Origin of the sequence: Pseudodesulfovibrio profundus (genome assembly GCF_900217235.1) — a bacterium.
GTDB classification, from domain to species: Bacteria; Desulfobacterota; Desulfovibrionia; order Desulfovibrionales; family Desulfovibrionaceae; genus Pseudodesulfovibrio; species Pseudodesulfovibrio profundus.
This window is the reverse complement of sequence record NZ_LT907975.1, coordinates 424,935-451,484: the sequence shown is the minus strand read 5'-3', so window position 1 is coordinate 451,484 and position 26,550 is coordinate 424,935. Positions and strand designations below refer to the sequence as shown.

The following is a 26,550-nucleotide window of genomic DNA, read 5'->3' as shown; positions in this document are numbered from 1 at the left end:
TCTGGAGATCAGTATGCAGGTTAAAAATATATTGGTTATTGCGGCGCTGGTACTCTTTGCCACTTCCCCCTCATGGGCTGCGGAAGTTGATGCAGAGGCAATGCCGAATCTGATTCAGGAAAAATATGAAAATATGGATTCGTTCCAAGCAGACTTTGTACAGGAGCTGACAAACATTGCTAGTGGCGAAGTAGATGTTCGCAAAGGGAAAATCTGGTTCAAACAGCCTTCCAGAGTTCGGTGGGAAACCAGTGAGCCTGAAAAGGAGTTACTCATTGTCGGACCTGATTTTGCCTGGGACTATATTGAAGAAGATGAGTTGGCAATTAAGTATAGCGTGGAGAGCCTGTTAAACTCCAAAACCATCCTTCGCTTCATCTCTGGTCAGGCCAACCTGAAAGAAGATTTTTTTGTTAAAACAGAGTGGGAAGGGGCTGAGGCAGTCCGGGAAAAGTGGGGTAAGGGAAATGTTATCCTGCAGTTGACTCCGAAAGAGCCTGAGCCAGGGATGGTGCTGGCCTTTATCGGTGTTGAACCTGACACAGGCTTACTGCGTCAGGTCATGATCGTAGATTTTTACGGCAACGGCAATGAAGTCCGGCTATCCGGTATTGAACTTGATGTCGCTCTGGATGAGGATATCTTTCAGTTCAGTCCTCCAGAAGGCGTGATTGTGGAGGATAACTCTCAGGGCTTTTAAGCGAGTTCAACTGCCTTTTTGAGAGAGGCTAACTCTCTTTCTGACAGTTCACGCCATTTACCTGGCTTAAGGCTGCCTATGTTGAGCGGCCCCTGTTTTGTGCGGCGTAGCTTCAATATAGTGATGTCGGACTCTGCAAACATCCGTCGAATCTGGCGATTGACACCTTGCGTAAGAGTCATGTCCAGGATTTGCTTCCCATCGGTGTACTTTTTGAGATCGATCAGGACTGGGGCCAGTTTCTCTCCATCCTCCAACGTCATGCCCGATCGCATGGTCTTCAATACTGCATCGGGAACTCTACCACGCACAGTCACTCGGTAGACTTTGGGAAGGTGGAACTTGGGGTGAGTCAGCCGATAACAAAGGTCACCATCGGTTGTTAGAAGTAACAGGCCTTCAGAGAAATAGTCCAAGCGCCCAACCGGGAAAGGGCGAATTTTTTTAAATTTTTCCGGCAATAAATCCAAAACAGTTGTTCTTCCCTGAGGGTCGCTGGCCGTTGTAACAACTTCAATCGGCTTGTTGATCATCAAGGTGATATTCTGTGCTGTTGATTGCAAACCGATGGTTTTGTTGTTGACTTTGACAATGTCACTAGTCGGATCGACTTTGTAGCCAGGTGAGTCTGCCAACTTTCCGTTGACGGAAACCTTTCCGCTAAAGACAAGGTCATCTGCTCCACGGCGAGAGGCAATCCCGCATTGAGCAATAAATTTATTGAGTCGTATTGGCTTGGTATTGTCCATTGTTTTCTCCAACCACAATAACTATCCGTTCGACTGGCATTCGTCAAACCTTTACCAAGTGTAATCATTGTAAAAAAGGCTCTCTATGAAACCATAGAGAGCCTTGAACTTATTCGTTGGAATTAAAGCTAGATACGGATGGTTTTTTCAGCAAGTTGGAAGCTGGTGACAATATCAAGCATGTTTGTAACCTGTCCGACAGCACGTTGATCCATCAACTCAAAATGCTCAAGACATGTACCGCACACCAGGATGGAAACACCTTTGTTTTCCAAGTCCTGAAGTATTCCTATGCAGGATGAATCTTCAGTACTGAGCTTCACACCGCCATTGACCATAACTATTCGCCACAGGTCACTACCGAGTTCTTTGAGGGTTAAAAGGAAATTGTACATCAGTTTTTCACCGAGTACATCATCTCCCCCTCCCATTACATCAGTAGGGAGGAAAACAAGAATCTTGTGTTTAGCTGCAGCTTCAAGCTGTGCATCATCCATTGTTTCACAAGCTGGGCAGTCTTCACTTCTAACACCTTTGACAAGGTAGTCTTCTCCATAAGGCTCTGTGGAAGCAGTATACCCTTGGGTTTTCATGAACCGGGACACATTGTCCTTTGCGGCTTCGTTATCGACTGTCACAGTGATTTCTTCTGGATGATCAGATTCTATGACCTCTTTGCATTTAAGAACAGGTTGAGGGCAGGGAAGTCCTTGGCAGACAATATGTTTTTTAGACATGGTTCACTCCTTTGTGTCCAACCAAGCATAGACTTTGCAATTAGGTCAAATAGAAAACATATATGCTTGATTTGACATTGTATGAGTCCGTCAATGGGTAATCCTCTCTTGCTCTTATATTGGGGTGTAGGTATGAAGAATTCAAAGAACGAGTTTTATCATGAGAATACCCATAGATCCCCTCAAATTAATGCCTGTTTTCTCCCTTGCTTATAAAGGGTGGGTTCGTACGATTCGCTATAAATTCCATGGTGACCTTGAAGGGCTACTAGAAAAGCAAGCCACTGGTGAACACTTTGTTATTGGGCTGTGGCATGATGATTTATTCAACATCATAGGCATGGCGGGAGCTTTTGCGCAAAGATTTGCAGCACTTGTCAGTCAGAGTAAGGATGGGGAGATCGCTGCACAATTGCTGGAGAGCCTGGGACATCGCACCATTCGAGGTTCCAGTTCCCGAGGTGGGCTTAGGGCATTGCTGGAGGTGAAAAGGGTCATGGAGCGAGAAAACGTCATGCCCGCTTTTGCAATGGATGGTCCGCGTGGCCCCCGGCATAAACCCAAAGATGGTATTATTTTAGCTGCACAGATTGCAGGTGCAAAGATTATCCCTTTACGGACATTCTCAAAATCCAAAATAGTATTCGAAAAATCATGGGATAAATTCGTCGTCCCATATCCGTTTACTCGATGCGATGTCTATGTGGGCGAGCCTTTTTCTGTAACTACGAACAAGCTAACTAAAAGTGAACTTGTTTCGGAGCGAGAGCGCTTGGAAGAGCACATGAAGATGCTCGGACCTCAAAAATAAAAAAGGGACGCTAGAGCGTCCCTTTTTTGTTTGCTTGTCTACTTAATCGAGCTTCATACGAGCAGTTCCTTCCTTGTAGAAAGGGAGGGACGTTTTCTTGGCTTCCAGTTCCACACGAGCTGTTTTTATCAGGAAAGTGTCGTTGTCGGCGTCTTCAGCCTTTACGTAAGCCAGAGCAATACAGCACCCAAGGCTCGGAGCAAAAGATCCACTTGTTACGATTCCGGTTTTGTTTCCGTTGGCCAACAATACTTCGTCGTGGTGTCTGGCTGTTCTTCTTCCTTCAATCATTAAGGGAATCAGACATTCATTGACTTTGTCGAGGCCGGATTTTCCTATATATTCAGACTCTTTTTTAAGGAAGAAGCCTGCTCCAGCCTCTTTGGGCGTGTGTTCTTCGTCAAGATCTTGTCCATACAGCGGATAACCGATTTCAAGGCGTAATGTGTCGCGAGCACCTAATCCAACTGGCTCAACCAGTTCATTGGCAGCCAGTTTCTCCCAAACTCCCAAGGCCTGATCTGCAGGCAGATAGAGTTCATAACCCAATTCACCAGTGTAGCCTGTGCGGCTGACGATCATTGAGAAGCCCAGCGAATTATTAGTTTCAAAATTGAAATATTTGAGATGATTCCATTTTTCTCCCATCAATGATTCAAGCACTACGAGGCTCTCTGGCCCCTGTATATCGATCTTTGCTGTTTGGTCACTGATGTCGGTAAGTTGTACCGAGTCCGGAAGGTTGGAAGAAATGTGGGCGAAATCTTTCTCTCGGCATGCACCGTTCACAACGAGCATGTACTCGTCTTCTGCCATACAGTAGATGATGAGGTCATCGTTGATTCCACCACTTTCATTCAGGAGGAATCCGTATCGGCATTTGCCCGGGGCAAGGGTGTTCAGGTCATGGCTCACAACCTTGTTGAGTGCATCCTTAGACCCGGCACCTGTCAAAGCGAACTCTCCCATGTGAGAGATGTCGAATATACCAGCCTTTTCTCTGGTGTGCTTGTGCTCAACGATAATACCTTTGTATTGAACAGGCATATCGAAGCCGGCAAATGGTGCCATTTTTGCTCCGTTTTCACGGTGCCAATCTGTAAGCGGAGTTGTTTGAAGTTTGTCCATATTGCCTCCTGAGCATATTCTTTAGGTAGTTTTAGTCTCGTAGCATGTTTGACCTACGAGATTTCCTAATCGATCTAAACTCATCTAGCAATTGGATAAGTTCATTATAATGAGATCGTATACGTTTGCCGTAAGGAGAAAGTGTTTCTTCGTCAACATTGATATATTTTCTCAGCAAGTACGGATTGGAAATCACATCGCCACCAATGATCAAGACTTTTACAATCAAGCTGTCAAAATAGTTGACAATCTCAAACTTCAATTCATTGAGAGTCTCATTCATCAGTTGCAACATTCGCTCGTATGAAACTGTACTGCCTTTATAATGGCGAGAAGGAAGATCTCCTAGGATACGGATTTTTCGAGCTTGTTGGATTTGATTGAACCGTACCCAAACTTCCTGATGGAGTTGGTGATAATCGTTAAAAGTGTCGTAGTTGTCGGGAGCCAGCAGGTAGCTATCCAACACTCTGACTATTTGCGAGTAGTACTCGTCCGAGTAGTCGATTATGCGATGCATATGCTTTGAAAGCCAAGAATACAGTACCTTCAACCTGTTTTCATGGGTGTCGGTGTTATTGATGATTTCATTGCGCTTATAGTTGATAGCGATTCGATACTCACCTCGAACAATGTCGTTGAGTCGTAAAATCATGTTTTGGACATTTTGAATAATATTCAATGAGTCCAGAGCTTTTCCTGTTATTGGGTGGATGATCTCCTGTCGCAAAACCGAAAGGGCACGATCTTCCCGAACGTTTTTTGAGCTGTATTCATGTTGCTGATACGTCACACGAAGGATAACGACTCGTTTTTTGGGGTCGATGAAAAAACCTTGCTCTCGAAGCATCGTGTTGGTTTCTTTCTGATTCTCATTAACCTGTACCAGAGCTATTTTCTCAACCCTCGGGTACTTTTTCAGATGCCTTGGAGTAGAATCTGGTGGAGACATCATTGTTGTAATGGTCCGGTCGCTTTGGCCCAGCACTCGAACAATGAATCGTTCTCCGGAACGAAGCAGTCGTATGGCAAACATCGCAGATGATGTGCGTCGCTCAGAAACGATTGGGAACCCGTGTAACTCCATCATGAATTGATATACAAACAATCGGTTCTGTTCGTACATCAAGTTGTCGCCCGGCCTGAACTTTCCAATTTTTAGTCCGAACTGCTTCAACTCGCTATCAAGATTTGAAGGCAGTGAAGCGTACATTCCTTGCAAAGTGAATTTCCCGGTCGAGTCAAGCGCCAGAATGTGAGCTCGCTCAAGTTCAAGGAGGAATTGGAGCATGTTACCGTAGTCTTTCATGCTCGTAATGTCCTTCCCATCGTATGTTTTGAGAAAATCCGAGTGATGCCTTTTAGGCAGTCGGCTAAGATATGTCTTGATATTCTGTGCAACAGCGTTGTTTTCGACCATTTCCTGATCAAGATCAGCCATATCTTCCCAGTCTGCAAGGGAATGCAGGGAGTCGTATTGGAAAACTTCCTGAAAGGAGCTTAACTGGCGCTCGAAGGCCACGAGGCTCATCCCCGGGAGCGCCTTGTATTCGTATAAATCAACTTCAAATGAAGGGAGAAGCTCTCTGGCTTCTACAAGAGGATAGTTCTCGACGGTAAAGTAGGGTTTGAGAAGGCAATATTTTATGTGGCAAAAGTCCAGAAATTCCTTGAGTTCCTCAAGAGTTTTCAGGTTTGGGTCAGGCGAGTTCTTACGCCCATATGATTTGAGGCCTGGAGCCTTGCTGAAAGCTTTCTTCCACATGTTATCCCACGTGCTCCCGTGAACAAAATCGACTACTGTCAGATGAAATGGTTACAATATTGTATATTTATACCCATATTGTAGAAAATTCAACGAAATTACCATGATTAATGCTAATTACATTTTCTAATTCATGCTTGTGGCTGATGATGGATGCGTTGACGCATTATCCCTGTTTGTCTACAGTTCCCGTGGCTTTGAGGTGATTGTGTCAACCTTTGCTCTTACGAGGTACTAATGAAGAAGAAAGATCAGTGTCCACGATCTGGAATCAATGAGCAGTATTGCTCCTGCACATACTCTTGTGACAAGCATGGCATTTGTTGCGAATGTCTGCATTATCATCGCCAGAGAGGTGAGATTCCAGCCTGTTATTTCTCTGAAGAAGAAGAGAAGACCTATAACAGGACCGTAGAGTTTTTTATTCAACGCAGAGCCTAAATCAAGTTCTCTTACAAAAGGGCGGTTCTCACCGCCTTTTTTCATGGGGTCAAAAAAATGCGGGATTTCGATATTGATGCTGTAGTTGCTCAGGTTATTCCCATAGTCAGGGAAGCTGGAGAGCTGGTCCGTGATGCTTTTGGGGCGGATAAAAAAATCACCCACAAGGGACGGGTGGATTTGGTAACGGAAACTGATATAGCTGTCGAAAAATTCCTGGTAGAGCGCCTTGCACCTCTTTTGCCTGAAGCTACGTTTCTAGCCGAGGAGTCGGCCAAGGAAACACAGCTGGGAGCATTTACATGGATAATCGATCCGTTGGACGGAACCACCAACTTTGCTCATGGGCTGCCTTTTGTCGCTAATTCAATCGCTCTTTGGCATGAAGACAGAGTTGTTTTAGGGGTAGTCAACCTACCTATACTGGGTGAATTGTTCTCGGCTGTTGAAGGGCGGGGGGCCTATCTCAATGACTCTCGGATATCAGTTTCTGAAGAGGCTTCATTGGATAAAACCGTGATAGCGACAGGATTCCCTTATGCCATTGAGGAACATTTGAACGATGTACTCAATAATCTCGAGAAACTCTTGCCGATTGTTCAGGGAGTGCGTCGTCCTGGAGCTGCAGCCATGGACCTGGCTTATGTGGCAGCCGGTAGGTATGATGGATTCTATGAAAGTGCACTGAACCCTTGGGATACAGCGGCAGGTCTTTTACTTGTGCAAGAAGCAGGGGGGAGGGTCTCTGAGAGAGATTGTGAAAAGGAGTATACCTTTTCATCTCCGAACATACTGGCAACCAATGGACGAATTCACGATGATCTGAGTAAAATTCTGACTGAATGTTAGGGAGCGACCAGTAAACCTGCTTCCCACAGGGTAACGATGTTTGGAGTCAGAAGCTCTCTGAATTCTTTGACAAGACAGGTTAGCTCTTCATTGGAGAAATAGTAACCTTCTTCAACCTCTTTTGAGTTCGGTTTGATGGGCTGTGTGTTTTTTGTCAGCGCATAGATGGTCATGTTTTCAAAGGCAGTTTCAGGGCAGGCTGGAAGCGTTCTGACAAACTGCAGGGACTCAACCTCCATATCCAACTTTTCGTGAAGTACACGAATCGCCGCATCTTCCGTAGATTCGTTTACATGTGGGTGTGTTCGGGCAGAAATATCCCAACGGCCAGGAAAGATGCTTTTTTGCTTATGTCTCTTCTGGAGATATATTTTTCGATCAGAATTGAAAATCATCACCTGAACTGAGCGGTGCTTCAGTAGCTGGCGATGAGTTATCTCTGCTGGTAATGCGGCAATCGGACGATTGTTGTCATCAACAACCTCCAGGAGATGAAGCTGATCATCGGGTGAGCCGTTCTTGTTTTCTTTATTCAATGTGCTGCCTTGAAATCTTTGATTTACTGAATAAGTGTGTATACACTCGTTGTTGGCATATTTCCAGTAGCTAAAATCGCTGCACAAGGGTAGAAATGAATATTGAAGTTGAACGGTTGAACGCCACTGATGTCGACGATCTCATTGAATTGGAACATGCGTGTTTCGAATATCACTGGAGTCGAGACCAGTTTTTGTTGGGATTGGAGCGCGGAGCGTTCATCATTCTTGGGACCCGTACAGATGGCGTCCTTTCAGGATATATTGCTATCTCTATCATCAAAGATGAGATGGAGATACTTAATCTGGCTGTACGCTCAGAGTTCAGAAAGCATGGTTTGGCAACGGCATTGCTGAAGCATGCATTTACTATATGTAAAGAGAGTGGTGTCGCGAAGGGTTTTTTGGATGTGAAAGTTTCCAATGCTCCTGCTATCGAACTGTATCAAAAATTTGGGTACAAGCAGATAGGTGTACGCAAGAAGTATTACCCCGACACCAAAGAAGATGCATTATTGTTTAGGGTTGATTTTGTTTAGGCTCATCATAGGGATAAATCATTATGAAGTTTATTGATCAAGCTGAAATTCAAGGGAAAAAACTGCTATTCAGAGTCGATTTCAACGTTCCATTGGATGGCGATGTCATCACTGACGACAACAGAATTCAAGCGGCTATCCCCACTTTGAAATACGCATTGAAAAATGGTGCCGCTATTATCTTGTGTGCACATCTTGGGAAGCCCAAGGGCAAAGTCGTTCCAGAGTTATCCCTGGCCCCTGTCGCAAAGCGAACAGCTGAACTGTTGGGAATTGATGTTCCGCTTGCGTTCGATTCAGTTGGAGAGAATGCCAGGGTCATGGCTGCCGAACTTAAGCCTGGTCAGGCCATGATGTTGGAAAACCTGCGTTTCAATCCTGAGGAGACCGGTAAAACCGAGCAAGCGCGTGGAGATTTTGGCAAAAAGCTCGCTTCACTGGCGGATGTTTATGTTAATGATGCCTTTGGCGTTGCCCATAGAGAGAATGCATCCGTTGTTGATATTCCAAGACATGCAAAAGAGTGTTGTGCAGGCTTTCTGCTGAAGAAAGAGCTTGAATATCTTGGAGATGCGCTCTCTGACCCCAAACGCCCTTATGTGTGTATTTCCGGTGGAGCCAAGGTCTCTTCCAAGCTTGGAATATTGAACAACCTGCTAGGAAAAGTTGACGACATCATCATCGGCGGCGCCATGGCCAATACTTTTTTGCTCGCTCAGGGACAATCGGTTGGTAATTCACTCGTCGAAAAAGACCTGGTGAATGAAGCCATTGCAGTTATGGAGAAAGCTGAGAAGGCTGGAACCAAGCTCCACCTACCTGTGGATTTTGTTTATGCAGAAGATCACACTGCAACCGAAAAGAGTGGTACCTGCACAGCGGACGCTGTTCCAGATAACGTCATGGTGCTTGATATAGGACCCAAAACAGTTGAGCTCTTCACGTCAGTAATCGCTCAATCCAAAACCATAGTATGGAACGGTCCCATGGGGCTCTTTGAGACTCCTGCTTTTGCTGAGGGGTCTTTTGCCGTTTGTCGGGCGATAGCTGATTTGGATGATTGCATAAGCATTGTCGGCGGGGGAGATACCGATGCCGTGGTTCACGCCCTGCACATGGCCGACAAGTTCAGTTTTATTTCCACAGGTGGTGGATCTTTTCTCGAGTTTCTTGAGGGGAAAGAACTGCCCGCTTTCAAAGCTCTGAAGGAGTGTATGGTAAAATGAAAAAATTAATGGCTGCCAACTGGAAAATGTTCAAAACCAGAGATGAAGCTGTGACCACAGCTCGTAAACTTGTCGAGCTGGTTTCAGGTAAGCTCCCAGACGATCGTGAAGTGCTGGTCTTTCCTCCTTCTACCTGCCTGCATGGTGTAGCGGAAGTTTTTGAGTCTGCTGAGGGGTTCTCGGCGGGGGGACAAAACTTTTATCCTGCGAGTGAGGGAGCGTTTACTGGGGAGTTGTCGCCCGAAATGCTCAAGGATTCAGGGGCAAAGTATGGTTTAACTGGCCATTCTGAGCGTCGGCATATCCTTCGGGAGACTGACGATTTTGTCGGTGATAAAACTACCTTTGGCCTGAAAAAGGGGCTGCGTATTGTACTATGCGTTGGCGAAACCCTCGATGAACGCAAAGGAAATAAGGTTGAAGAAGCTTTAGAGCGACAAATGCGTCAGGGGCTTAAAGATGTACCGACAGAGACTGCACCGGAAGACATCTCCATTGCTTATGAGCCGGTTTGGGCCATTGGGACCGGTGAAGTCGCTGGGCCAAAAGAAATTGAAGAAGCACATGCTTTCGTCAGAAAAACTCTGATTTCCTATTTTGGAGAAAAGGCAAGTGATATCAGGATTTTATATGGCGGAAGTGTGAAGCCCGCAAATTGTGGAGAGATTATTGCGCTTGACAATGTCGACGGAGTATTGGTAGGAGGCGCGAGCTTGGACGGCGAAAGCTTTTCTGAGATCGTTTTGGCCGACTAATCTAAGTGACTGCATACAAGTCAGAAGAAGGATAAGATTTTGGAAACTTTAGTTATTGTCATTCATGTTTTAGCTTGCATCTTTCTGATCGGTGCTGTAATGCTTCAGTCCGGTCACGAGGGGATGGGAGTCATCTTCGGCGGCGGTAGCTCCACAATGTTCGGTAGCTCGGGCGCAGGTGGACTTCTCGTCAAGGTAACCGCAGGGTTGGCAGCTGTCTTTCTGGTGACTTCTTTGACCTACAACGTCCTCACAGGCACCAAGGTTTCTCAAAATGAATCCTTGATGCTCCAGGGCGAGGAAACGGTCCAGCCGATCGTTCCCGCTGAGCAGCAAAAGCCTGCAGTTCAGTTTAAAGATACTGGTAGCGAAGAAAAGAGCGAATAGCTTTTTGATCGTGCCGAGGTGGTGGAATTGGTAGACACGCTGTCTTGAGGGGGCAGTGGAAGAAATTCCGTGGGGGTTCGAATCCCCCCCTCGGCACCATAAATTTAAAGGGTTGCGGTCACCTCACTGCAACCTTTCTCTTTCCCCTCTCAACAGCAGAATGTAGCTGTGTAGTTTGAAAAATAGGCACTGTTCACTGAGCAATCAGTTCGAGCGTGTATAGTGCCGAGGTGGTGGAATTGGTAGACACGCTGTCTTGAGGGGGCAGTGGAAGAAATTCCGTGGGGGTTCGAATCCCCCCCTCGGCACCACGAATTCAAAAGGGTTGTAGCTAATAAGCTGCAACCCTTTTCTTTTTTGATACGGCCATTGTTGCCCGGATGAGAAAAGTGGTCAAATCTTAACGAGATGATTTAAAGGGGCCCAAGCGCAAAGACCTCTGGAGCCTTCTTTTTCACACCATATCCAGCCATTAAGTTCATATTCAGCGTGCAAGATTTCGCCCGTAGTCAAATTGTGTTCCTTGGCAGAATAATTCTTTAAAACTAAAATGTTATTATTATTTATTTCGAGTATTTGTTTAGGAACCCACCCCTCTTTATTTACGCCTTTACAATATACCCAGTTAGCCCAATCCCCTTCAGCATCAGACTCTTCTACAAACTCTAAAACTTCACCTTGCTTGATTTCAATGGGGTGATCTGGTGCTTCAAGGTATTCACTTCTCACTCTATACATCATTACTTTTAACCTCCTTTTTTCTTGGTAAATAGATTATCTATTTTTCTACTGCAAGGAGTACCGAATAGTTTGGGAGCAAGACTCTGAAAGGGGACAGGAAATGCATTTATCCATCTTGGTTTTGCTATCAATACACCGAAGTTCGCACCTGAAGTGTCTCCAAAATTATTCCTAAATATCTATTAGATTCAATCAATTACGGTTTTTTTTATAGATATGGCAGTTAACGGCTTGGCAAGATAAATCAAGAGGAAACCGATTTTTTTTGTCATTGATCGATCCTTATTGAGGAGTGATTACCTCTTGATATGATAGGTAAGAAGAGGAGTATCCGATAAACTGCACCCATCTTCAAATCGTGGGTTGGAGCTTCAATTGGCGAGGTGGGAAATACGACCTATTCTATCATATATTTTAGCCGCTTTTATTATCTTAAAAAATACGGCAAATAAGCTAATAAAAAGAAAGCCAGGAACGCAAAACGTTCCTGGCTTTCAGTTCTTACTATGGTTCTCAATTACTTCATTGAGCCTTTCATGGACTCCAGGACCTTTTCCATGTTGTTGAGGCCATCCATCATCATGGGAATGCCTTCGTCGACATTCTTTTTGGCAAGGCCCATGCCTTTCATGGTGGTCATCATATGTTTGTTCATTTTTTTGGTTCATCCGGCTCAAGAGTACTTTTGGCAAAATGAAAGGACATTCATGAGTCGAAGTACGCTTTAGCTGGATGATCATAAAAATTTAGAAACAACTAGGCGGTGGCATTATTCCCTTACTGTGGTAATCAGGTCACATGTTCGGAACTATCCTTCTGACTGCGGCTGCCCTAATGGTTGGGTACATCTTCTGGCGCATGGGGGGCCTCCCCCTGTTCGACCGCATTTCCTGGCCGATACGCTTGGGCCTCTGTGTCCTGTCCTGGGTCTCCGTCTGGTTGGGCAGAGCGTTTTGTCATGGCCGCGATGAACAATGGGCTTCGGTCATTGAACTTGCTGGAATGAACCTGTTAGTCGTCATTTTTCTCACGTTCGTCCTGCTGCTGTTCGTAGACATCATCACCGGATTCGGTTTTTTCATGCCACGCATGACACCCAAGCTGCGGGGGGCGGCGTTCTTGGCCGGACTGCTCCTGTCGGGATTGGCCATGGTGCAAGGGCTACGTTCGCCTGTAATCACGGAGTACGAGGTAGCCCTGCCCGAATTACCGCTCGACATCGACGGTATGGTCATTGCCGGACTGTCGGACCTTCATATCGGCTCCCAACAGGACACGGACTGGCTCAAAGCTCGCATAGAGCAAACCATGTCCATGCAGCCGGACATGATCGTGCTGCTCGGGGACATCTTCGAGGGACACAGCCTAAACTATGACGGATTGCTGCCCGTGCTACGCACCCTTCGCGCACCGTTTGGTGTCTTTGCGGTTCAGGGCAACCACGAGCAATATGGCCGTGAGGGGAATCCCATGCAGCTCATGGCTGATGCCGGATTCAATGTGCTGCTCAACAAGTGGGAGTCCCCGGCATCGGGGCTGATCATAGCCGGAGTGGAGGATCTAACCATCCACTCACGCATGGCAGCAACCGCAGACCCCATAACCGAAACATTGTCAGACCGTCCTGCCGGGTCCACCGTTCTGCTGTCGCACACCCCACTACGCACCGCAGAGGCGGCTGCACAAGGCGTCGGACTGATGCTAAGCGGCCATACCCACGCAGGGCAAGTTTGGCCTTTCGGTTATCTGGTGCGGCTGCGCTACCCACTGCTGGAAGGACGTCACGAGGTCGACTCGATGACAGTCATCATCTGCCGGGGAACCGGCATTTGGGGGCCGCGCATGCGTCTGTGGAGGCCAAGCGAAATCCTGCGGGTCACCTTACGGTCGAAATAACATCACCAAAAGATAAGCAAAAAAACTCTCGCCCTTTAACCTCAAATTCTTTGGATCATTCTCGTGGTATGCTTACCTCGTCGTCGTCAAACACTCCGACATCAGCACGCTTGTGACATGCAATACAGTTTGAAAGACCACCAATAGATGTTCTTGAAAACACTGAGGCACTCAACTCATGATGTTCTTTTCTTATTTCAGGAATTTCGGTGATGCGCTTTACAATCCGATTCCCCAAATCCCGGGAAATATCCCTAGCTAATTCTCCTTGAACGTTTTCAGATGCCCCTGATGTAAGATAGGTTTCGAGCTCTTCGGCATCCTTGGTGTCTAAACTAAGATCTTCGCCGAAATGCTCACTCGCCCCCTGAATCAAAGCAGCCCACGAGGCCGAATTTAGCAACCCCGGCGGATAGGCCATGTGGCATGAACCGCAAACCGATAGGTAGAGCTCATTTTTAGGGCTGGGCACGGCATCTTCTACCTCCTCTCGATCGTGGTGGTCTTTACGGTGTTTACGACGATCATTATGGTCATCTGCCAAGGCAACAATACTCGATAGAAAACAAGTAATCATTATGAGTCCCACCAAGAGCTTTGACTTACACATGGTTTTCCCTTTTTTTTCATCAAGCAACATACTGATTTTATTCAAACACTTAGCGCTGAGGATAGTATTTTGAATACCATACCTCTAGGGGATAAAAAAGTCCACAAAAAGAAACAAACATCATAAATCACCCCGTCAGGATAAACCGGGACTCATGGATGCCCATGATTCTGAGTTTAAAGAACTCCTTGTCCCGGTAGCCGTAGGCCTGCCGTTTCATGGTTTTGATCTTGTTATTGGAGCCTTCCATCGGGCCTGACGAAATGGGATGATCATACCAAGCCAGAATGCCGAACCTGAATTTTACCATGGTATTGCCCATCTTCACCAGTGGGCCGATCCCTGACGTAGTTGCACGGGCAATCCAGTCGTCCAGGAAAACAAAGGCTTTTGCTTTGTCCGATTGACTCCAAATTTGCCGCAGATCTTCCTTCATATAATAGGCCGTGGCCAATGGCTCATTGAATCGCAGAGCTTCTTTCAATCGTTCCGGTTCATTGCGTTTCTTATTCAGATTTTCTGGATTTTTCAATAGAATCCAGCGACTTCCTTTGAGAACTTCCCGCCCTGGCATGTTTTCCAACTCCTGGAAAATCTTGCGTCGAATCTCTGTCAGTTTGTCGTTCATGAGCTTCACCACGTGGAAATGATCGAACACCAGTGGGACACCTGGAAGGTGGGTCATAACTGCGCTGATGTATGCTATACTCAGATCTGTAGCGACCGCTTGAACCATTGCGCTTGAACGCTTCAGCCGCTTCCAGAATGGATCCAGTGCCTCCGCGCCCTTGCCGTCTCCCACAAATACGATTGCGCCACTTTCAAGGTCCATAACTAGGGTCAAATATTTGTGCCCTTTGCGGACGCTGATTTCATCGATGGCGATATACTTGAGGCCGGACAGAGACGGATTGCCGAAACGACGCTGGAGGTGACGTTTAAAGATGGACTTGATTCCGTCCCACCCGATACCGAGTAAGGCAGATGCATCAAGCATGGTCATCATCTTGGTGAGTGCCAATGCGAATCGCTCAAAAGCCCTTGTGTACCAACGCCTCGGCTCGGCAATCTTCAGGTCGATTCGTCGAACACAGCCACACTTCCGACATTCTACTCGCGGAGCCTCCACACACAGCCAAACAGGTTTGAAGCCGATGGGAACGGTCCTGAGCCACCTCTCAAATGACCCACGTCGAACGACCTCTTGGCTTTTACATTCCGGACATCTGACCAGTTTCGGCTTGGGCCGGACATCAAAGATAATGTTCCCGGCCACAAACGACTGCCGAACATAGTCGAAGCCGGTCAGACCGAAGGCGTGATACATCAAACTCGTGGACATGGTGGTTCTTCCTCCCGATGGTTGGTGGTACTTCCATCGGTTGGACGCCATGTCCTTTCATTTTGTCAAAAGTACTCTTGAGCCGGATGAACCTTTTTTATAGCAGACTGCCAGGCGTGAAACGCAGCTCGTAGCTCATTATTGCTCTCTGCAGCGATAGCCAAGAATTCCTTGAGGTCTGCAAGTTCGTCCGTGTCACCTATGTAATTGCCTTGAGGAGTAAATTCTTCAATTCCCTTGGCAGCATTTGAGTTATTCCCAAGTGGGGCAAACAGGGTTAGTGTGAGGATTACTCCTGACAATACTATTTTACTGACGTGCATTATTACTCCATGAAGTTTGCATATTCCTAACAATGACTATGCCAATACAGGCTTGTCCTTGTATTTTAGTTCGTTAGCCATTTTTTCAAAAACAATCCAGACTGTTTTTGTCAGGTTTAGTGAATATAGTTGCATGTGCATGTGCAAAAAAATGCGCACTGAGTGCGGTCATTTGTGCCTAGTATTATCATATAATTATGGATAATAATCATATTATTAATCGGTCCTGGCGCATTGGAATACTCCCTGCAAGTTAAAAACATGATGTGCGCCTAAAATGGATTAAAATACAGGAGCTTTAATGCTTTTTAGATTTAAATTACTTGTTTTGTTAATGTTTATCTCTCTAATCCCGCTATTGTTGGTTCGTGCAGTTGTGGAAAGGGATATCCTCAATATGGGGGATAAGTTAGCCGAGAGAAGCGAAAATGTTCTAGTTCACAAAGCAAGTAACAGTTTGCAGCGTATAGTTGAGGATTATGCGCGAGTACTTGGGCGTGAACGGCAGCTCCTGGAATCAATTTCTCTACTAATGGCGTCAAAGGTCGAGGGGGTGTTGTATGGACATTCACACATTGTGGACAACGACTCGTTGGACTTGAATGAAGTGCTTAGCAAGGAAATGTTGGCGGATTACTCGTTTATGCATATGGGGGGGCGCCAGCAGCTTTTACATGTGGATTTCAATGATATTACCCTTGATAAAGGGACCATACAACCTGACATGGCAGAGAATCTCGCTTCAATTTTCAGGGATGTGAAAACAAATTACCCAAAACTGATCTTATGGATCGAAATGTCACTCCAGGAGGGGACTGATATCTCGTATCCGAAATTGCAATCCAAGCGGATGATGCGACAGTCGAGGATGCGATCGGGGGCAAATGTGTCTAATAACGCATTAGGATGGACACTGTCGGAAGTTGACTCTTTTACAGGAAAGATGAGTTTTCGTTTTACGTCATTGATAAGGAATGAAATGGGCGAAGTGCAGGGGAGGCTTTCAATAGTAATCCCCGTAGACGCAGTTTTGCACAAGAACTCCCATGTGCAGATGTACTCAGAAGGCTTTCAGTCGTATTTGGTTCGTCCGGCTGCTAATCAAAGCCAACAAAACAACAGCTTACGTATTGTTGCTCAACAATTAGCTCAAAGTGATGAGATGCGGCATTGGCAGATGTCTGATCGCGAGCAATGGCTCAATCCTACCGATATGGAACAGTACTCTATAATGGTAAATAATATTGAAAAGGGAAGAGCCGGTGTCGTCGGAATGCCTGACAGTTCAGGGGACGCTCTTTGGGCTTATGCTCCTATTCAGGAGAATGGGCTTTCTTTATTATTGGTGGTTCCTAGGCAGGATATTGTCAGTGAGGCCCAGACTGCACGAGAATATGTTGTTTCTCAGGTAGATGAGCATAATGGAAAAATTAGTTTAATAGTCTTCGGTGTCGCTATTTTCGTCGTTTTGATTTCCATGCTGCTTGCAAAACTGTTTACTCAAAATATCAGTATTCTCGTTGATACAGTTAAGAGTGTTGCCAAAGGAAATTTTTTGGTCAGAGCACAAGTTCGATCTTCTGATGAGATTGGCCAACTTGCAGCCGCAGTAAACAAGATGGTTCCCGAGCTCCAGGAACGTGTGGCAATGAAGAATCATCTTGAGGTTGCCCAAGAGGTTCAACAGAACTTGCTTCCCTCAGAAAATCCCACATTTTTCTCTTTGGATATTGCAGCTTCAAGTTCGTACTGCGATGAAACCGGTGGCGACTATTATGGGTTCATACCCCGTACCATGAATGGGACCAAGTCATTGGTTGTTGGAGTTGGAGATGTCAGCGGTCATGGTTTTCAGGCTGCACTGATGATGGCTTCGGCTCGTGCCTATTTACGGAGCCAGATAACGAGCGGCAAACCTCTCGCAGAGGCTGTAACGGCCGTTAACGATCTCATGGCTGAAGATTTGGATGAAACCGGGCGATTTATGACGTTGTTTGCCCTTGAGTTGTTTGAAGATGGTTCAGCCAACTGGGTGCGTGCAGGACATGATCCGGCATTACTCTATGATCCTCAAACCGATCAATTTGATGAACTGACTGGTCAGGGGCTGCCACTGGGAGTTCTCTCTGGTGGAGACTATGAATCTGGTGCAATCAGTGGTTTTAAGCCTGGGCAAATCATCATTATAGGCACAGACGGCATTTGGGAATCCACTTCAGATGTAAAGTCCCCGTAAAGTAGGTCCATTGCCAAGTAGAGACTTCTGGCCCAAAATGGGACAGGAGTTTTGCATGCGTAAATCGAAGTTCAGCGAGTACCAGATCGTCAAGATCCTGAAGGCAGTGGAAGGCGGACGAACTGTCGTCGATGTCTGCCGCGAGCACGGCGTGAGCAGCGCCACGTACTACAAGTGGAAGTCAAAGTATGGCGGCATGGAGGCATCCGATATCCAACGGATGAAGGATCTCGAAACGGAGAACCGTAAGCTCAAGCAGATGTTCGCCGACCTCAGCCTGGAAAACATGGCGCTCAAGGATGTGATCGAAAAAAAACTCTGAGGCCAGTTCAACGCAAGGAATTTGTCATGCACATGGTCAACGCGTTTGAGTTGAGCTTGCGCAAGGCATGCGCGGCCATGGGCATCAGTAGGAGCTACTACGCCTACAAGCCGCATCCGCGGGACGACAGCGATGTCATCGCAGCCTTGACTGAACTGGCCGAGAAAAAGCCTACATGGGGCTTCAGTAAGCTTTTCAACGTCCTTCGACAGCAGGACAAGCCCTGGAACCACAAGAAGGTCTGGAGGGTTTACTGCCTCTTGAAAATGAACCTGAAGCGCAAGGCCAAGAAGCGGCTTCCGCAAGCCTCTCGGACGGCAGTGGCCCAACCGCTTGCGCCAAACTATTGCTGGTCGATAGATTTCATGCGGGACACGCTTTACAGCGGTCGCGTCTTCAGGACTTTCAACGCTGTAGATGATTACAACCGTGAGGCCTTGGCCGTGGAGATCGATACCAATATGCCAGCAGGACGAGTGGTAAGGGTGCTGGATCGGGTAGCCGAAGAGCGTGGCGGCTATCCCGAGAGGTTGCGAATGGACAATGGTCCAGAGTTCTCGGGGACTGTCATGGCGGCCTGGGCCGAATCGCATGGCGTGAATCTGGAGTTCATTCAGCCTGGCAAACCCACCCAGAACTCATACATCGAGCGGTTCAACCGAACCTACAGAGAAGAAGTGCTTGATTTGTACGTGTTCAACAGCCTGAGCGAAGTTCGGGCCATTACGGAGGACTTTATCCGTGAGTACAACGAGGAACGTCCTCATGAATCCCTGGGGAATATGTCGCCGATAAATTTTGCTGCCCAAAGGGCAGGGGGTACCCCCTACCCTCTGGGCAACCCCCCGAAAACTGCCGGGAGTCTCTACCGTTAACTGGCCCTATGAAAGGGGACTTTACACAGAGAATGGTGAGTTATTTGGGAAAGAACGTCTGGTGGCCTTCATAAGAGAGAATGCAGGACTGGGCGCAGAGGAAATCATTGAAAAATTGAAAGGTCAACTTGTAGACTTCCGTGGAGTATCGCCACAGAAGGATGATATGACCATCGCTGTGCTAAAAGTCGAGAACCAGCCTCCAAGCATTAAGTAATGTCTGCATGAAAAATGTGACCTATTTTTCTTCTGGTTCGTATAATTAAATAGAACCATGAGCACTAAGCAGATCGATTCATGAATTCGGATCGGGAAAAAGATATAATCAACAAGGTACTAAAAGGGGATCCTGACCCTTTTGGTGTACTCGTGCGCGAACATCAGCGAGCTATTTACAGTCTAATGCTTCGGTACACGGGAAATGCAGATGAGGCTTCAGACCTTGCTCAGGAAGCATTCATCAAGGCATATGGTAAGCTTGAATCATTTGATAAAAGTAAGCGATTCTTCCCATGGCTCTATACATTGGCTCTCAATATTGCACGAGATTGGATTCGTAAAAGAGGAAGAGAGCAAAAAGTCATTGTGCCTGAGTCTATGGATATAAATTATCACCCGGATGACAGCACTAGTCAGTCTCAAACAGACAAGCAGCTTGATGGCGCAAAGGCATTCGATACAATTATGGGATTGGGTCACAAGTACAGGGAGGCGTTAATCCTTAGGTTTAAGTATGGCTTCTCATTCAAAGAAGTAGCTTCAACACTTGAGATTAGTTTGAGCGGTGCCAAAATGCGAGTTCGCAGAGGGTTAGACATGGTAAAGGACAGCCTGATGGAGGATAATGATGAGCAATAAGCACAATGATCATATTCATGATTCAGAATTAATAAACTATATCAAGTCAGTGCCAGAATCCGAGCCACCAATTGATTTTACCCGTTCTGTCATGCAGCAGCTGGCCCCGAAAAAGGTTCCTTTTTGGCGGAAGCTATTAAGTTGGTTTACCAACCCTGTATCGGTTTCCTTCAGTCCTGCCAAAGTAGCCGGAGGCTTAACTGCTGCTGTCATACTAATTATGGTTGGTTTTATTTGGGGAGCAGATAGTACAAAAAATGATCAGTCTTCGGCCATACGTTTCATCATGAATGATCCAGCCAAGGAGGCTCGATCTGTTTCTGTTATTGGCTCATTCAATAATTGGAAACCAGAAGGGGGGTCCATGCGATACGATGCGGAAGCTGGCTATTGGATTCTTGAATCATCGTTACCTCCCGGTAATCACGAGTACAGCTTCCTTATTGATGGAAAGAAAATTCAGCTTGATCCACGTGCCCCAATGATTCGTGATGACGGGTTCGGCAATCGAAATTCTATGATTCTTGTAAGTGATAGTAATGAGCAACATCTTTAAATTGATATTCTTTTCGCTTTCCATCCTTATGCCTGCCAACTTGGCATTGGCAGACGATGTATGGGTTGGAGAAGTAACTGAAAAAGCTTTGGAATGTGGTATTTCCCCCTATCTGATAGAGCAGTTGAAATTATCCGAGGGACATGCAGAAGTAGAAGAACAGTACAAGGTAGCTTTGCTTGCTTCCCTAATTAACGCCTGCAACCATGGATTACCTGTAAGGCCTTTTGAGTTGAAGTTGACTGAGGGGTTGAGCAAGCAGGTGCACCCTTCAAAAATCGTGGTTGTGATGGATCGGATGCGTTTAAAATATATTGAAGCGCAAAGTATTCTTGAGGCTGGAACAGATAACGATGATCCTGAATTATTAACAATTGTAGGGGATGGCCTGGTTAATGGTGTCTCTGGTGAGTTTTTCTCGACTTTCATTGATCGCCACAAAGATCTTCAGGCACCACGATTTTCAATAGGGTTGGAAATGGCTTCATATCTGGTTCAATATGGATTTAATCAATCGTATGTGAATGATATTGTAGATTCATACTCTATTGCTTCCCAAATACCCCCGTCCTGGCGTTACTTTATACGGGTTGTTATTGTTGCCAGAGAAAGGGGAATCTCCGATCTCGCAATCAAAGATGCGGCGATCAAAGGGCTTCAAAATTCAGGTAGCCCCAATGATGTGGCATCTTTACTTGGCTTTACTCTTCGCAACATGCGAGGGCAAAGCAAATAACGGATGGATGTATTAAAAAATGTGACCTGTTGGTTGTTGGCTTCGTATATTAAAATAAGAGCGACAACTACAGATAGAAAATGGAGTCGGTCTGTGAAACGCGTTTTATTATCGGCAATGGTACTGGGAGCTCTTTTTTTGACAGGATGCTCTAAAGTTGTTGGACCGTACTATCTCAACCAGGAAAAATATGCTGAAGGCATTGAAGTCTTGGGAGAGCAACTTCAGGAAAACCCGGATGATGCCTCTGCTGCATACTTTATCGGCAGGTATTATCTGGGGATGAACAAACCCGCCCAGGGATTGCAGTTTTTGGATAAGGCTGTGGCTTTGGATTCAGATAACGCCGACTATGTTTTTTGGCAGGGTGTGGCCCATTGGGCGCTTGCTGACTATCCGCAAGAGCGTGCTGCGTACCAGAAAGCCATATCACTTGACCCAAATCACGTTTCAGCAAATCTCTATCTAGGACATAGCTACCTTGATAAAGGCAAATGGGAACAAGCTCTTATTCGTTACCGTAAGGTGATTCAAATTGATCCTTATAATCCTGAAGCGCTTTTCAATGAAGGGTTAGTCCTTAACAAGCTGGGAAAAAGCGTAGAGGCAAAGAAGTCCTGGAAGAAGTTCCTTGAGTATTATCCGGACGGAAGTCTGGCTATTCAGGCTACACAAAGTTTAAATGTACTTGGTGATTTTACCTACCGGAACTTCATCATCGGGGAGCGCAATGTTCCTTTGCGAAGCATTAATTTTGAAGAGGGGAGTGTTGATCTGAAAGCGGAAAGCAAGAACTCGCTACAAGTGCTGAAAACCATGATGAATACCAACGACAAACTGGCTCTGCACATCGTCACTTATGTTAAAGGTAATAAGTCATTGGCAAAAGCACGTTCAGAAGCAGTTCGTGATTACCTTGTAAATGGTCATCCTGCTCCTTCAGAAAAAAGACTGCCTTTGAGTTGGTTTGGTTCGTCAGAAATAATAACGGTTGATGGGAAGTCGCAGACTGTAGATCAATCAGTACAATTCATCACAGTAGTTAAGTGATGAGAGTGAGGTACACTCGATGAACATTATAAAAAAAGTTACATACATGGTGAGCTGCCTGCTTTTGGCAGGTCTGATAATTGTACCATCTGCTTCCGCGCAAACGGATGATGGGACTGTCGGTGATGACACACAAGTGACTGATCCAGCAGATCCGGGTACTGGTGAGACTACAGAAGGGGAAGAGGGTGAAGATACTGGAGAAGAATCTTCATTTGCTAACCCTGCTCAGGCTGCCAAGGCAGAAAATCTTGCAGCAGCAGCTGCCGAAGCTTCTGCAGAAGAAAACCAGGCCGCAATTGACGCGGCTGAAGCCGACGTTGCAGAGGCTGAGCAATCTGTAACTGAAGCTCAGGAAGCTCTTGATGGCCTCCCTGAAGATGCAACTGAAGAAGAGCAGGCTGCTGCCCAAGAAGCACTGGATGCAGCCGTAGCCAACCTGGAGAGCGTCCAGGAGGAGGCTGACCAAACAATCGCCAATGCTGCATCTGTCGATACAAGTGAAATCTCTTCAATGCGTGAGTCTGGTATGGGCTGGGGTGAAATAGCTCATGAACTGGGCGTCCATCCGAGTGTTCTTGGACTCGGCCACATGAAGCAGAAGGAAAAGCAGACGCAGGCTCGTGCTCAAAAGAATAATAAGAGCATGAATAAGTCCATGGCCAAGTCTCGCTCTACCAAGCGTGATGTGAAAACCGGCAGAGCCAAAACTCCAGGCGGTTCCCGTGGTAACAATGGAAACGCTCAGTCAGACAAGAGCTCTAAGAGCTCTGGAAAGGCTGGTGGCAGTAATGCCGGTGGCAATGGAAAGGGTGGCGGCAAAGGAAAGGGCGGCGGTAAAAAGTAGCACCCTGTAATTGTAAGCATCAAGGGAGCCATCATGGTGGCTCCCTTTTTTATTTGTGGCAGCTAAGAAGTGACAAAAAGGCTGAGCAACTAAGTTGGTTGGTGAAATTGAAATATAAAGAAGTGGTTGTTTATTAACTACTCGGATGAATCTCTTCATCTCCATCCATAGGTATAACAGAGTGACATCCAGGACAGTATTGCCCCATGCTCACACTCAGTTCATATGTACAGTCTTTACAAAGCAAGTGGCCGCACTCGCCACATAGGCTTCCAGAATCTTGGATAGGTTCTCCACAGCGATTACAATACTTATTGGGGCTGTACCAGATAACTAGCCCATATGTCTTCTAACCCACTGTTTCAGTTGTTTAAACTGGCTTCGCGGATTGCTGTTATTAAAACGCCACTCGCATTCCTTTAAAAACAGAGAAAAATGCTTGGTTGGAATGCCGTTGAATTTCCTCATATGGCGTTTGGCCTGGTTCCAAAAATTCTCGATTCCATTGATGTGGTTGTGGCTATCTGCAAACAGCTTCGAGTGGTTGATTCGGAAGTGTTTGAACGCTGACACATCAAGGACATTGTAGCCATACCAGCAGTCCGAGTAAACCACACTGTCTGGCTGGATTCTTTCCTGAATAATGGGAAGCAAGGTTTTACCTTTCGCATCAGGAATCACCTGTGTATAGACCTTCCCGCCCCTTTTAAGGATTCCAAAAACAGGAACCTTACCAGCCGCCCCACGTCCTCTTTTGCCCTTTCGCTTGCCACCGAAGTAGCTCTCATCGACCTCAAATTCGCCAAAATCCATCCCTTCACAGGACTCTTCTACCGCTATGATTTCCCGGAGCCGGTGAAAGTAATAGGCGGCTGTTTTGACGTTCACACCAACCAGATCGGCAGCGCAACGAGCTGTCGTGCCAGCCACAAAATGTTCGATTAAACGAAGCTGCTTGTCCTTGCTCAAACGACTTTTTCGCATTGCCATACCGATAACCCAAAGGAGTTATCTGGTACAGCCCCTACTTATTTTCGTTCATTATGCACCTCAACGAGGTGTATATCCGTAAAAATAATCATAGTCTATAGTGTTTGGTTTATTTAAAGCCGGCCCAAAATTTGTTGAGCCGGCTTTTATTTTAGAATGGATATTTAAGAGTGCTCGCCTCGTTTTTCGATGATTTCCCCATTTTATTGTCGATAGCATTAATGCGAGCTTTAGCTGCTTCTCGCTGCTCTTTGCGGTCGGCACGCTTGACAACTGTCGTCAGAAGGCGCTTGGCCGTTTCATATTTCCCACGTTTTTCATATATGAGCGATGCTCGATACATCGCAGTCAATGCCCAGATGTTTTCTTGTGGATACTGCCAGGCTAAGAGGAGGTAATAATCCAGGGCCTTTTCCGCATTGCGCAAACCTTGTTCCCCCTCACCTAACCAAAATAGCGTTTCAGCTTGCAAAGAAGAGGGCAGGGTGTCTCGCTTATTCCAAAGAGAGAGTAATTGCTCTCGAGCAACTTCATATTTTCGGAGCTGCTGAAAAAGCAGTGACATCCTCAAAACTGTCATCACAGGAATCTCTGCCTGTAAATCAGTCATCAGGTTATACGTTCTCAGAGCCTTCTCGTTGTGGCCAGATTCAAGTTCAATTTTTATCTTTACATCGTACCATTCCATTTTCTGATTTTCACTCAGCGTCTGTTGGTCAATTCTGTTCAGATAAAAAGCTGCTAACTGCAAATCTTTGATTTCTACAGCTTGATCAGCAAGATAAAGAGTTGCCTGAGTCCCAAAGGATGTATTGTCGAATAGATAGGCTGCACGTTTGGCATGTGCCAATGTGGGTTTATCCTGAAAACGTGTTTTCCAATATGCGAGTTGCAGCAGCTTATCCATAGGATAAGTCTTTTCAGAAAGTGTTTGTAGTTTTTCGTCAGGCGAGACAACCCAGAAGGGTGCTTCACTCTTAAGTGAAGCATGGCCTGTGGATTCAGCCAACGTGGTGAATACAGATCGAAGCTGATCGTTGCTCGTTATGCTATCAGGGAGTGCGTTGTTAAAGTCTTTATTAAAGGACAGCGTACCGGCAAAAAGCAGTGAAAGGGGAAGTTCATTTTTGTCTACAGACTCCCATGTGGAGGATGCAAGCGAGAGGTTACCATTCGATAAAGAGAGAGCGAGCTTAACGCTTTTGAGCAAGGACGAGTACTCTTTGGAGATAAGCATGGAATCGAGTTCTTTATCTATGGCTACGATGGCCTCATCAGCAGGCATTCCCAATAAGTTGTTTCTGAATCGAGTCCACGGGGCAGAATCTGGATTGCCTAAAACCCATGCTGATTTGCCCTGAGATACAACAGAGGCAATATTTCCCTGCCAGAAGGCATTTGCCTTTAAATAATTACCATCTTCCAGTGGACTGAGGTCGTTCGGCATTTGGCCAGTTTCTATAGATGTAATGAGGGTAGTCCAAAAAAATCGTACAGCTTGATGTTCAATTTTATTGATTTCAGCTTGGGCTGCATCAAATTTTTCTAATGATATCAGACTGAAGGATTTGACTATGAGCTCCTTGTCTACCTCAGAAAGCATTATTGGTTCTGGGTTGGAATCATTGCTCTTGGCTGGCTGATTCTTTTCTGAAGTCGTAAGCCCCAGTAGCTCGCGCGCTTGCTTCCAGTACTCAGTATCCCAGACTTGTGCACCCACATTGGCGATTCTTTTCAGGGCAGTTTGTTGAACCTCTTGTGATATCGAATACTTGTCACCATATGCCCAGTAGAGCTTTTTCCACACATCCATCCAAATGTATTCCAAGTCATCTTCATCTTTGAAAGCACGTTTTATCGATTTGGGATCATTGAGCTGTTCAGCGGATTGAGTGAACCAAAGCACGGCTTTAGTTAAATTACCCATAGCTCTGTGTGCTTGACCTCCAAGCCAAAGCCTTTGCGCTTCGTGCGTATTGTCCTCGAATGCAGAGCTCATTTCCAATATTTCGAGTGCTTGCTTAGGGGAGTTGAGGTTAAGGTAGACATTTGCTCGTTTGAGCAGTGTTTCAGGAGAGTCGCCAGTGCTTTCCCGAGCAAATTCTTTATCTAATTGGTCCCACGCACCATATTGACGAAGCCATTCTTCGTAGCTTTTTTTGGAGGCGGCCAATCCGATAGATGGAGCTGCAATCAATGAAGCAACTATGACTGCAAAACATGTTGTCTGTAGATGTGTATAAATTTTCATAGAATCGTCGAGGTAAGATGTTTGGGATCAATGACTATGCGTTTCATAGCAGTTAGCAAAGCATCCATCAATGACACACAATCGGTAAGCGTTCAGTCAGTGTCTAATGATGAGGCATGAAAACACGAAAGGGCAAATTTGTTGAAACGATTTCAGCCACACTTTGTTAAAAGTTTACATAATTTACATTATGAGACAACTGTCTATGTGCCTATTATTTATGCATAAAATAGTTAAAGTTAGATTCTGACAGCAAAATTCGGTTTGAGTAATAAGATGCTAACTCTCGAAATG

General features: G+C 45.9%; 29 protein-coding genes and 2 tRNA genes. 19 read left to right on the top strand and 12 right to left on the bottom strand.

Translation table 11 applies throughout. The features are described 5' to 3' along the window. The first annotated feature begins 13 nt into the window (after nt 1-13). Nucleotides 14-700, top strand: a complete 687-nt coding sequence (locus DPRO_RS02205; protein ID WP_097010608.1) for a LolA family protein — start codon at nt 14-16, stop codon at nt 698-700. On the opposite strand, the gene DPRO_RS02200 is transcribed toward DPRO_RS02205, so the two are convergent. Next, the gene (locus DPRO_RS02200; RefSeq protein ID WP_097010607.1) at nt 697-1,449 is read right to left on the bottom strand and encodes a pseudouridine synthase; all 753 of its coding nucleotides are present in this window, start codon (nt 1,447-1,449) and stop codon (nt 697-699) included. The genes DPRO_RS02205 and DPRO_RS02200 overlap by 4 nt on opposite strands. Nucleotides 1,450-1,577: 128 nt before the next feature. Continuing rightward, a complete protein-coding gene (yedF, locus tag DPRO_RS02195; RefSeq protein WP_097010606.1) occupies nt 1,578-2,186 on the bottom strand; it encodes a sulfurtransferase-like selenium metabolism protein YedF in 609 nt (202 codons plus the stop codon). 160 nt (nt 2,187-2,346) lie between these two features. Here yedF and DPRO_RS02190 point away from each other — a divergent pair, with 160 nt between their 5' ends. After that, entirely contained in the window at nt 2,347-2,997 is a 651-nt protein-coding gene (locus tag DPRO_RS02190) for a lysophospholipid acyltransferase family protein (RefSeq protein ID WP_097010605.1), read from the top strand. A gap of 42 nt (nt 2,998-3,039) precedes the next feature. Here the strand turns inward: DPRO_RS02190 and gcvT are convergent, their stop codons facing one another. Next, on the bottom strand, nt 3,040-4,125 hold the full coding sequence (gene gcvT, locus DPRO_RS02185; RefSeq protein ID WP_097010604.1) for a glycine cleavage system aminomethyltransferase GcvT: 1,086 nt from the start codon (nt 4,123-4,125) through the stop codon (nt 3,040-3,042). Nucleotides 4,126-4,156: 31 nt separating this feature from the next. After that, complete coding sequence (locus tag DPRO_RS02180) at nt 4,157-5,890, bottom strand: hypothetical protein (protein WP_097010603.1); 1,734 nt, start codon at nt 5,888-5,890, stop codon at nt 4,157-4,159. A 237-nt stretch (nt 5,891-6,127) separates the two neighbouring features. Here DPRO_RS02180 and DPRO_RS20425 point away from each other — a divergent pair, with 237 nt between their 5' ends. Both DPRO_RS20425 and DPRO_RS02170 read left to right on the top strand, forming a co-directional pair. Then, nucleotides 6,128-6,331 carry a DUF6485 family protein gene (locus DPRO_RS20425; protein ID WP_097010602.1) on the top strand — a complete coding sequence of 68 codons (204 nt, stop codon included), beginning with the start codon at nt 6,128-6,130 and terminating at the stop codon, nt 6,329-6,331. A gap of 57 nt (nt 6,332-6,388) precedes the next feature. Continuing rightward, on the top strand, nt 6,389-7,180 hold the full coding sequence (locus tag DPRO_RS02170; protein WP_097010601.1) for an inositol monophosphatase family protein: 792 nt from the start codon (nt 6,389-6,391) through the stop codon (nt 7,178-7,180). On the opposite strand, the gene DPRO_RS02165 is transcribed toward DPRO_RS02170, so the two are convergent. After that, nucleotides 7,177-7,716: an NUDIX hydrolase gene (locus DPRO_RS02165; RefSeq protein WP_097010600.1), complete on the bottom strand. Its 540-nt coding sequence runs from the start codon at nt 7,714-7,716 to the stop codon at nt 7,177-7,179. The genes DPRO_RS02170 and DPRO_RS02165 overlap by 4 nt on opposite strands. 95 nt (nt 7,717-7,811) lie before the next feature. Between DPRO_RS02165 and rimI the strand changes: the two genes are divergently transcribed. From rimI to DPRO_RS02135, 6 genes are all read left to right on the top strand, one after another. Next, on the top strand, nt 7,812-8,255 hold the full coding sequence (gene rimI / locus DPRO_RS02160; protein ID WP_097010599.1) for a ribosomal protein S18-alanine N-acetyltransferase: 444 nt from the start codon (nt 7,812-7,814) through the stop codon (nt 8,253-8,255). A 23-nt stretch (nt 8,256-8,278) separates the two neighbouring features. Beyond that, nucleotides 8,279-9,481, top strand: coding sequence for a phosphoglycerate kinase (locus DPRO_RS02155; RefSeq protein WP_097010598.1), 1,203 nt, complete (start codon nt 8,279-8,281; stop codon nt 9,479-9,481). After that, entirely contained in the window at nt 9,478-10,236 is a 759-nt protein-coding gene (gene tpiA, locus DPRO_RS02150; protein WP_097010597.1) for a triose-phosphate isomerase, read from the top strand. Before DPRO_RS02155 ends, tpiA begins: the two co-directional genes overlap by 4 nt. Before the next feature lie 39 nt (nt 10,237-10,275). Then, the gene (gene secG / locus DPRO_RS02145; protein ID WP_097010596.1) at nt 10,276-10,623 is read left to right on the top strand and encodes a preprotein translocase subunit SecG; all 348 of its coding nucleotides are present in this window, start codon (nt 10,276-10,278) and stop codon (nt 10,621-10,623) included. A gap of 12 nt (nt 10,624-10,635) precedes the next feature. After that, nucleotides 10,636-10,722: transfer RNA gene (locus DPRO_RS02140), tRNA-Leu, on the top strand. A 125-nt stretch (nt 10,723-10,847) separates the two neighbouring features. Further along, nucleotides 10,848-10,934, top strand: a tRNA-Leu gene (locus DPRO_RS02135). Nucleotides 10,935-11,016: 82 nt separating this feature from the next. Here DPRO_RS02135 and DPRO_RS02130 read toward each other — a convergent pair. Next, entirely contained in the window at nt 11,017-11,364 is a 348-nt protein-coding gene (locus DPRO_RS02130) for an SH3 domain-containing protein (protein WP_097010595.1), read from the bottom strand. A gap of 517 nt (nt 11,365-11,881) precedes the next feature. Further along, nucleotides 11,882-12,019, bottom strand: a complete 138-nt coding sequence (locus DPRO_RS19885; RefSeq protein WP_157917343.1) for a hypothetical protein — start codon at nt 12,017-12,019, stop codon at nt 11,882-11,884. A gap of 143 nt (nt 12,020-12,162) precedes the next feature. On the opposite strand from DPRO_RS19885, the gene DPRO_RS02125 reads away from it, so the two are divergent. Next, on the top strand, nt 12,163-13,260 hold the full coding sequence (locus DPRO_RS02125; RefSeq protein ID WP_013513350.1) for a metallophosphoesterase: 1,098 nt from the start codon (nt 12,163-12,165) through the stop codon (nt 13,258-13,260). Between the two features lie 55 nt (nt 13,261-13,315). Here the strand turns inward: DPRO_RS02125 and DPRO_RS02120 are convergent, their stop codons facing one another. From DPRO_RS02120 to DPRO_RS02110, 3 genes are all read right to left on the bottom strand, one after another. After that, a complete protein-coding gene (locus DPRO_RS02120) occupies nt 13,316-13,900 on the bottom strand; it encodes a diheme cytochrome c (RefSeq protein WP_097010594.1) in 585 nt (194 codons plus the stop codon). 97 nt (nt 13,901-13,997) lie between these two features. Beyond that, complete coding sequence (locus DPRO_RS02115; RefSeq protein ID WP_097010593.1) at nt 13,998-15,212, bottom strand: ISL3 family transposase; 1,215 nt, start codon at nt 15,210-15,212, stop codon at nt 13,998-14,000. Nucleotides 15,213-15,277: 65 nt separating this feature from the next. Beyond that, nucleotides 15,278-15,535 carry a hypothetical protein gene (locus DPRO_RS02110; RefSeq protein ID WP_097010592.1) on the bottom strand — a complete coding sequence of 86 codons (258 nt, stop codon included), beginning with the start codon at nt 15,533-15,535 and terminating at the stop codon, nt 15,278-15,280. Nucleotides 15,536-15,836: 301 nt separating this feature from the next. Between DPRO_RS02110 and DPRO_RS02105 the strand changes: the two genes are divergently transcribed. From DPRO_RS02105 to DPRO_RS02075, 8 genes are all read left to right on the top strand, one after another. After that, on the top strand, nt 15,837-17,771 hold the full coding sequence (locus DPRO_RS02105; protein ID WP_097010591.1) for a SpoIIE family protein phosphatase: 1,935 nt from the start codon (nt 15,837-15,839) through the stop codon (nt 17,769-17,771). Nucleotides 17,772-17,826: 55 nt separating this feature from the next. Next, nucleotides 17,827-18,968 (top strand): IS3 family transposase gene (locus tag DPRO_RS02100; RefSeq protein WP_097010305.1). Its coding sequence is split into 2 segments (ribosomal slippage): nt 17,827-18,088 and nt 18,088-18,968, totalling 1,143 coding nucleotides; the frame shifts between segments, so codons are not numbered across the junction. Beyond that, a complete protein-coding gene (locus DPRO_RS20695) occupies nt 18,892-19,185 on the top strand; it encodes a SpoIIE family protein phosphatase (RefSeq protein WP_407681395.1) in 294 nt (97 codons plus the stop codon). Before DPRO_RS02100 ends, DPRO_RS20695 begins: the two co-directional genes overlap by 77 nt. A gap of 80 nt (nt 19,186-19,265) precedes the next feature. Beyond that, the gene (locus tag DPRO_RS02095; protein ID WP_097010590.1) at nt 19,266-19,826 is read left to right on the top strand and encodes an RNA polymerase sigma factor; all 561 of its coding nucleotides are present in this window, start codon (nt 19,266-19,268) and stop codon (nt 19,824-19,826) included. Beyond that, the gene (locus DPRO_RS02090; RefSeq protein ID WP_097010589.1) at nt 19,813-20,382 is read left to right on the top strand and encodes a hypothetical protein; all 570 of its coding nucleotides are present in this window, start codon (nt 19,813-19,815) and stop codon (nt 20,380-20,382) included. Before DPRO_RS02095 ends, DPRO_RS02090 begins: the two co-directional genes overlap by 14 nt. Beyond that, entirely contained in the window at nt 20,366-21,118 is a 753-nt protein-coding gene (locus DPRO_RS02085) for a hypothetical protein (protein ID WP_097010588.1), read from the top strand. The genes DPRO_RS02090 and DPRO_RS02085 overlap by 17 nt, the downstream gene beginning before the upstream one ends. A 93-nt stretch (nt 21,119-21,211) precedes the next feature. Then, nucleotides 21,212-22,168: a tetratricopeptide repeat protein gene (locus tag DPRO_RS02080; RefSeq protein ID WP_232005676.1), complete on the top strand. Its 957-nt coding sequence runs from the start codon at nt 21,212-21,214 to the stop codon at nt 22,166-22,168. A 136-nt stretch (nt 22,169-22,304) separates the two neighbouring features. Then, nucleotides 22,305-23,015, top strand: a complete 711-nt coding sequence (locus DPRO_RS02075) for a hypothetical protein (RefSeq protein WP_157917340.1) — start codon at nt 22,305-22,307, stop codon at nt 23,013-23,015. 333 nt (nt 23,016-23,348) lie between these two features. Here DPRO_RS02075 and DPRO_RS02070 read toward each other — a convergent pair whose 3' ends face one another. Then, entirely contained in the window at nt 23,349-23,999 is a 651-nt protein-coding gene (locus DPRO_RS02070) for an IS1595 family transposase (RefSeq protein WP_097012874.1), read from the bottom strand. Between the two features lie 157 nt (nt 24,000-24,156). After that, the gene (locus DPRO_RS02065) at nt 24,157-26,256 is read right to left on the bottom strand and encodes a tetratricopeptide repeat protein (protein ID WP_097010585.1); all 2,100 of its coding nucleotides are present in this window, start codon (nt 26,254-26,256) and stop codon (nt 24,157-24,159) included. Between the last annotated feature and the right edge of the window lie 294 nt (nt 26,257-26,550).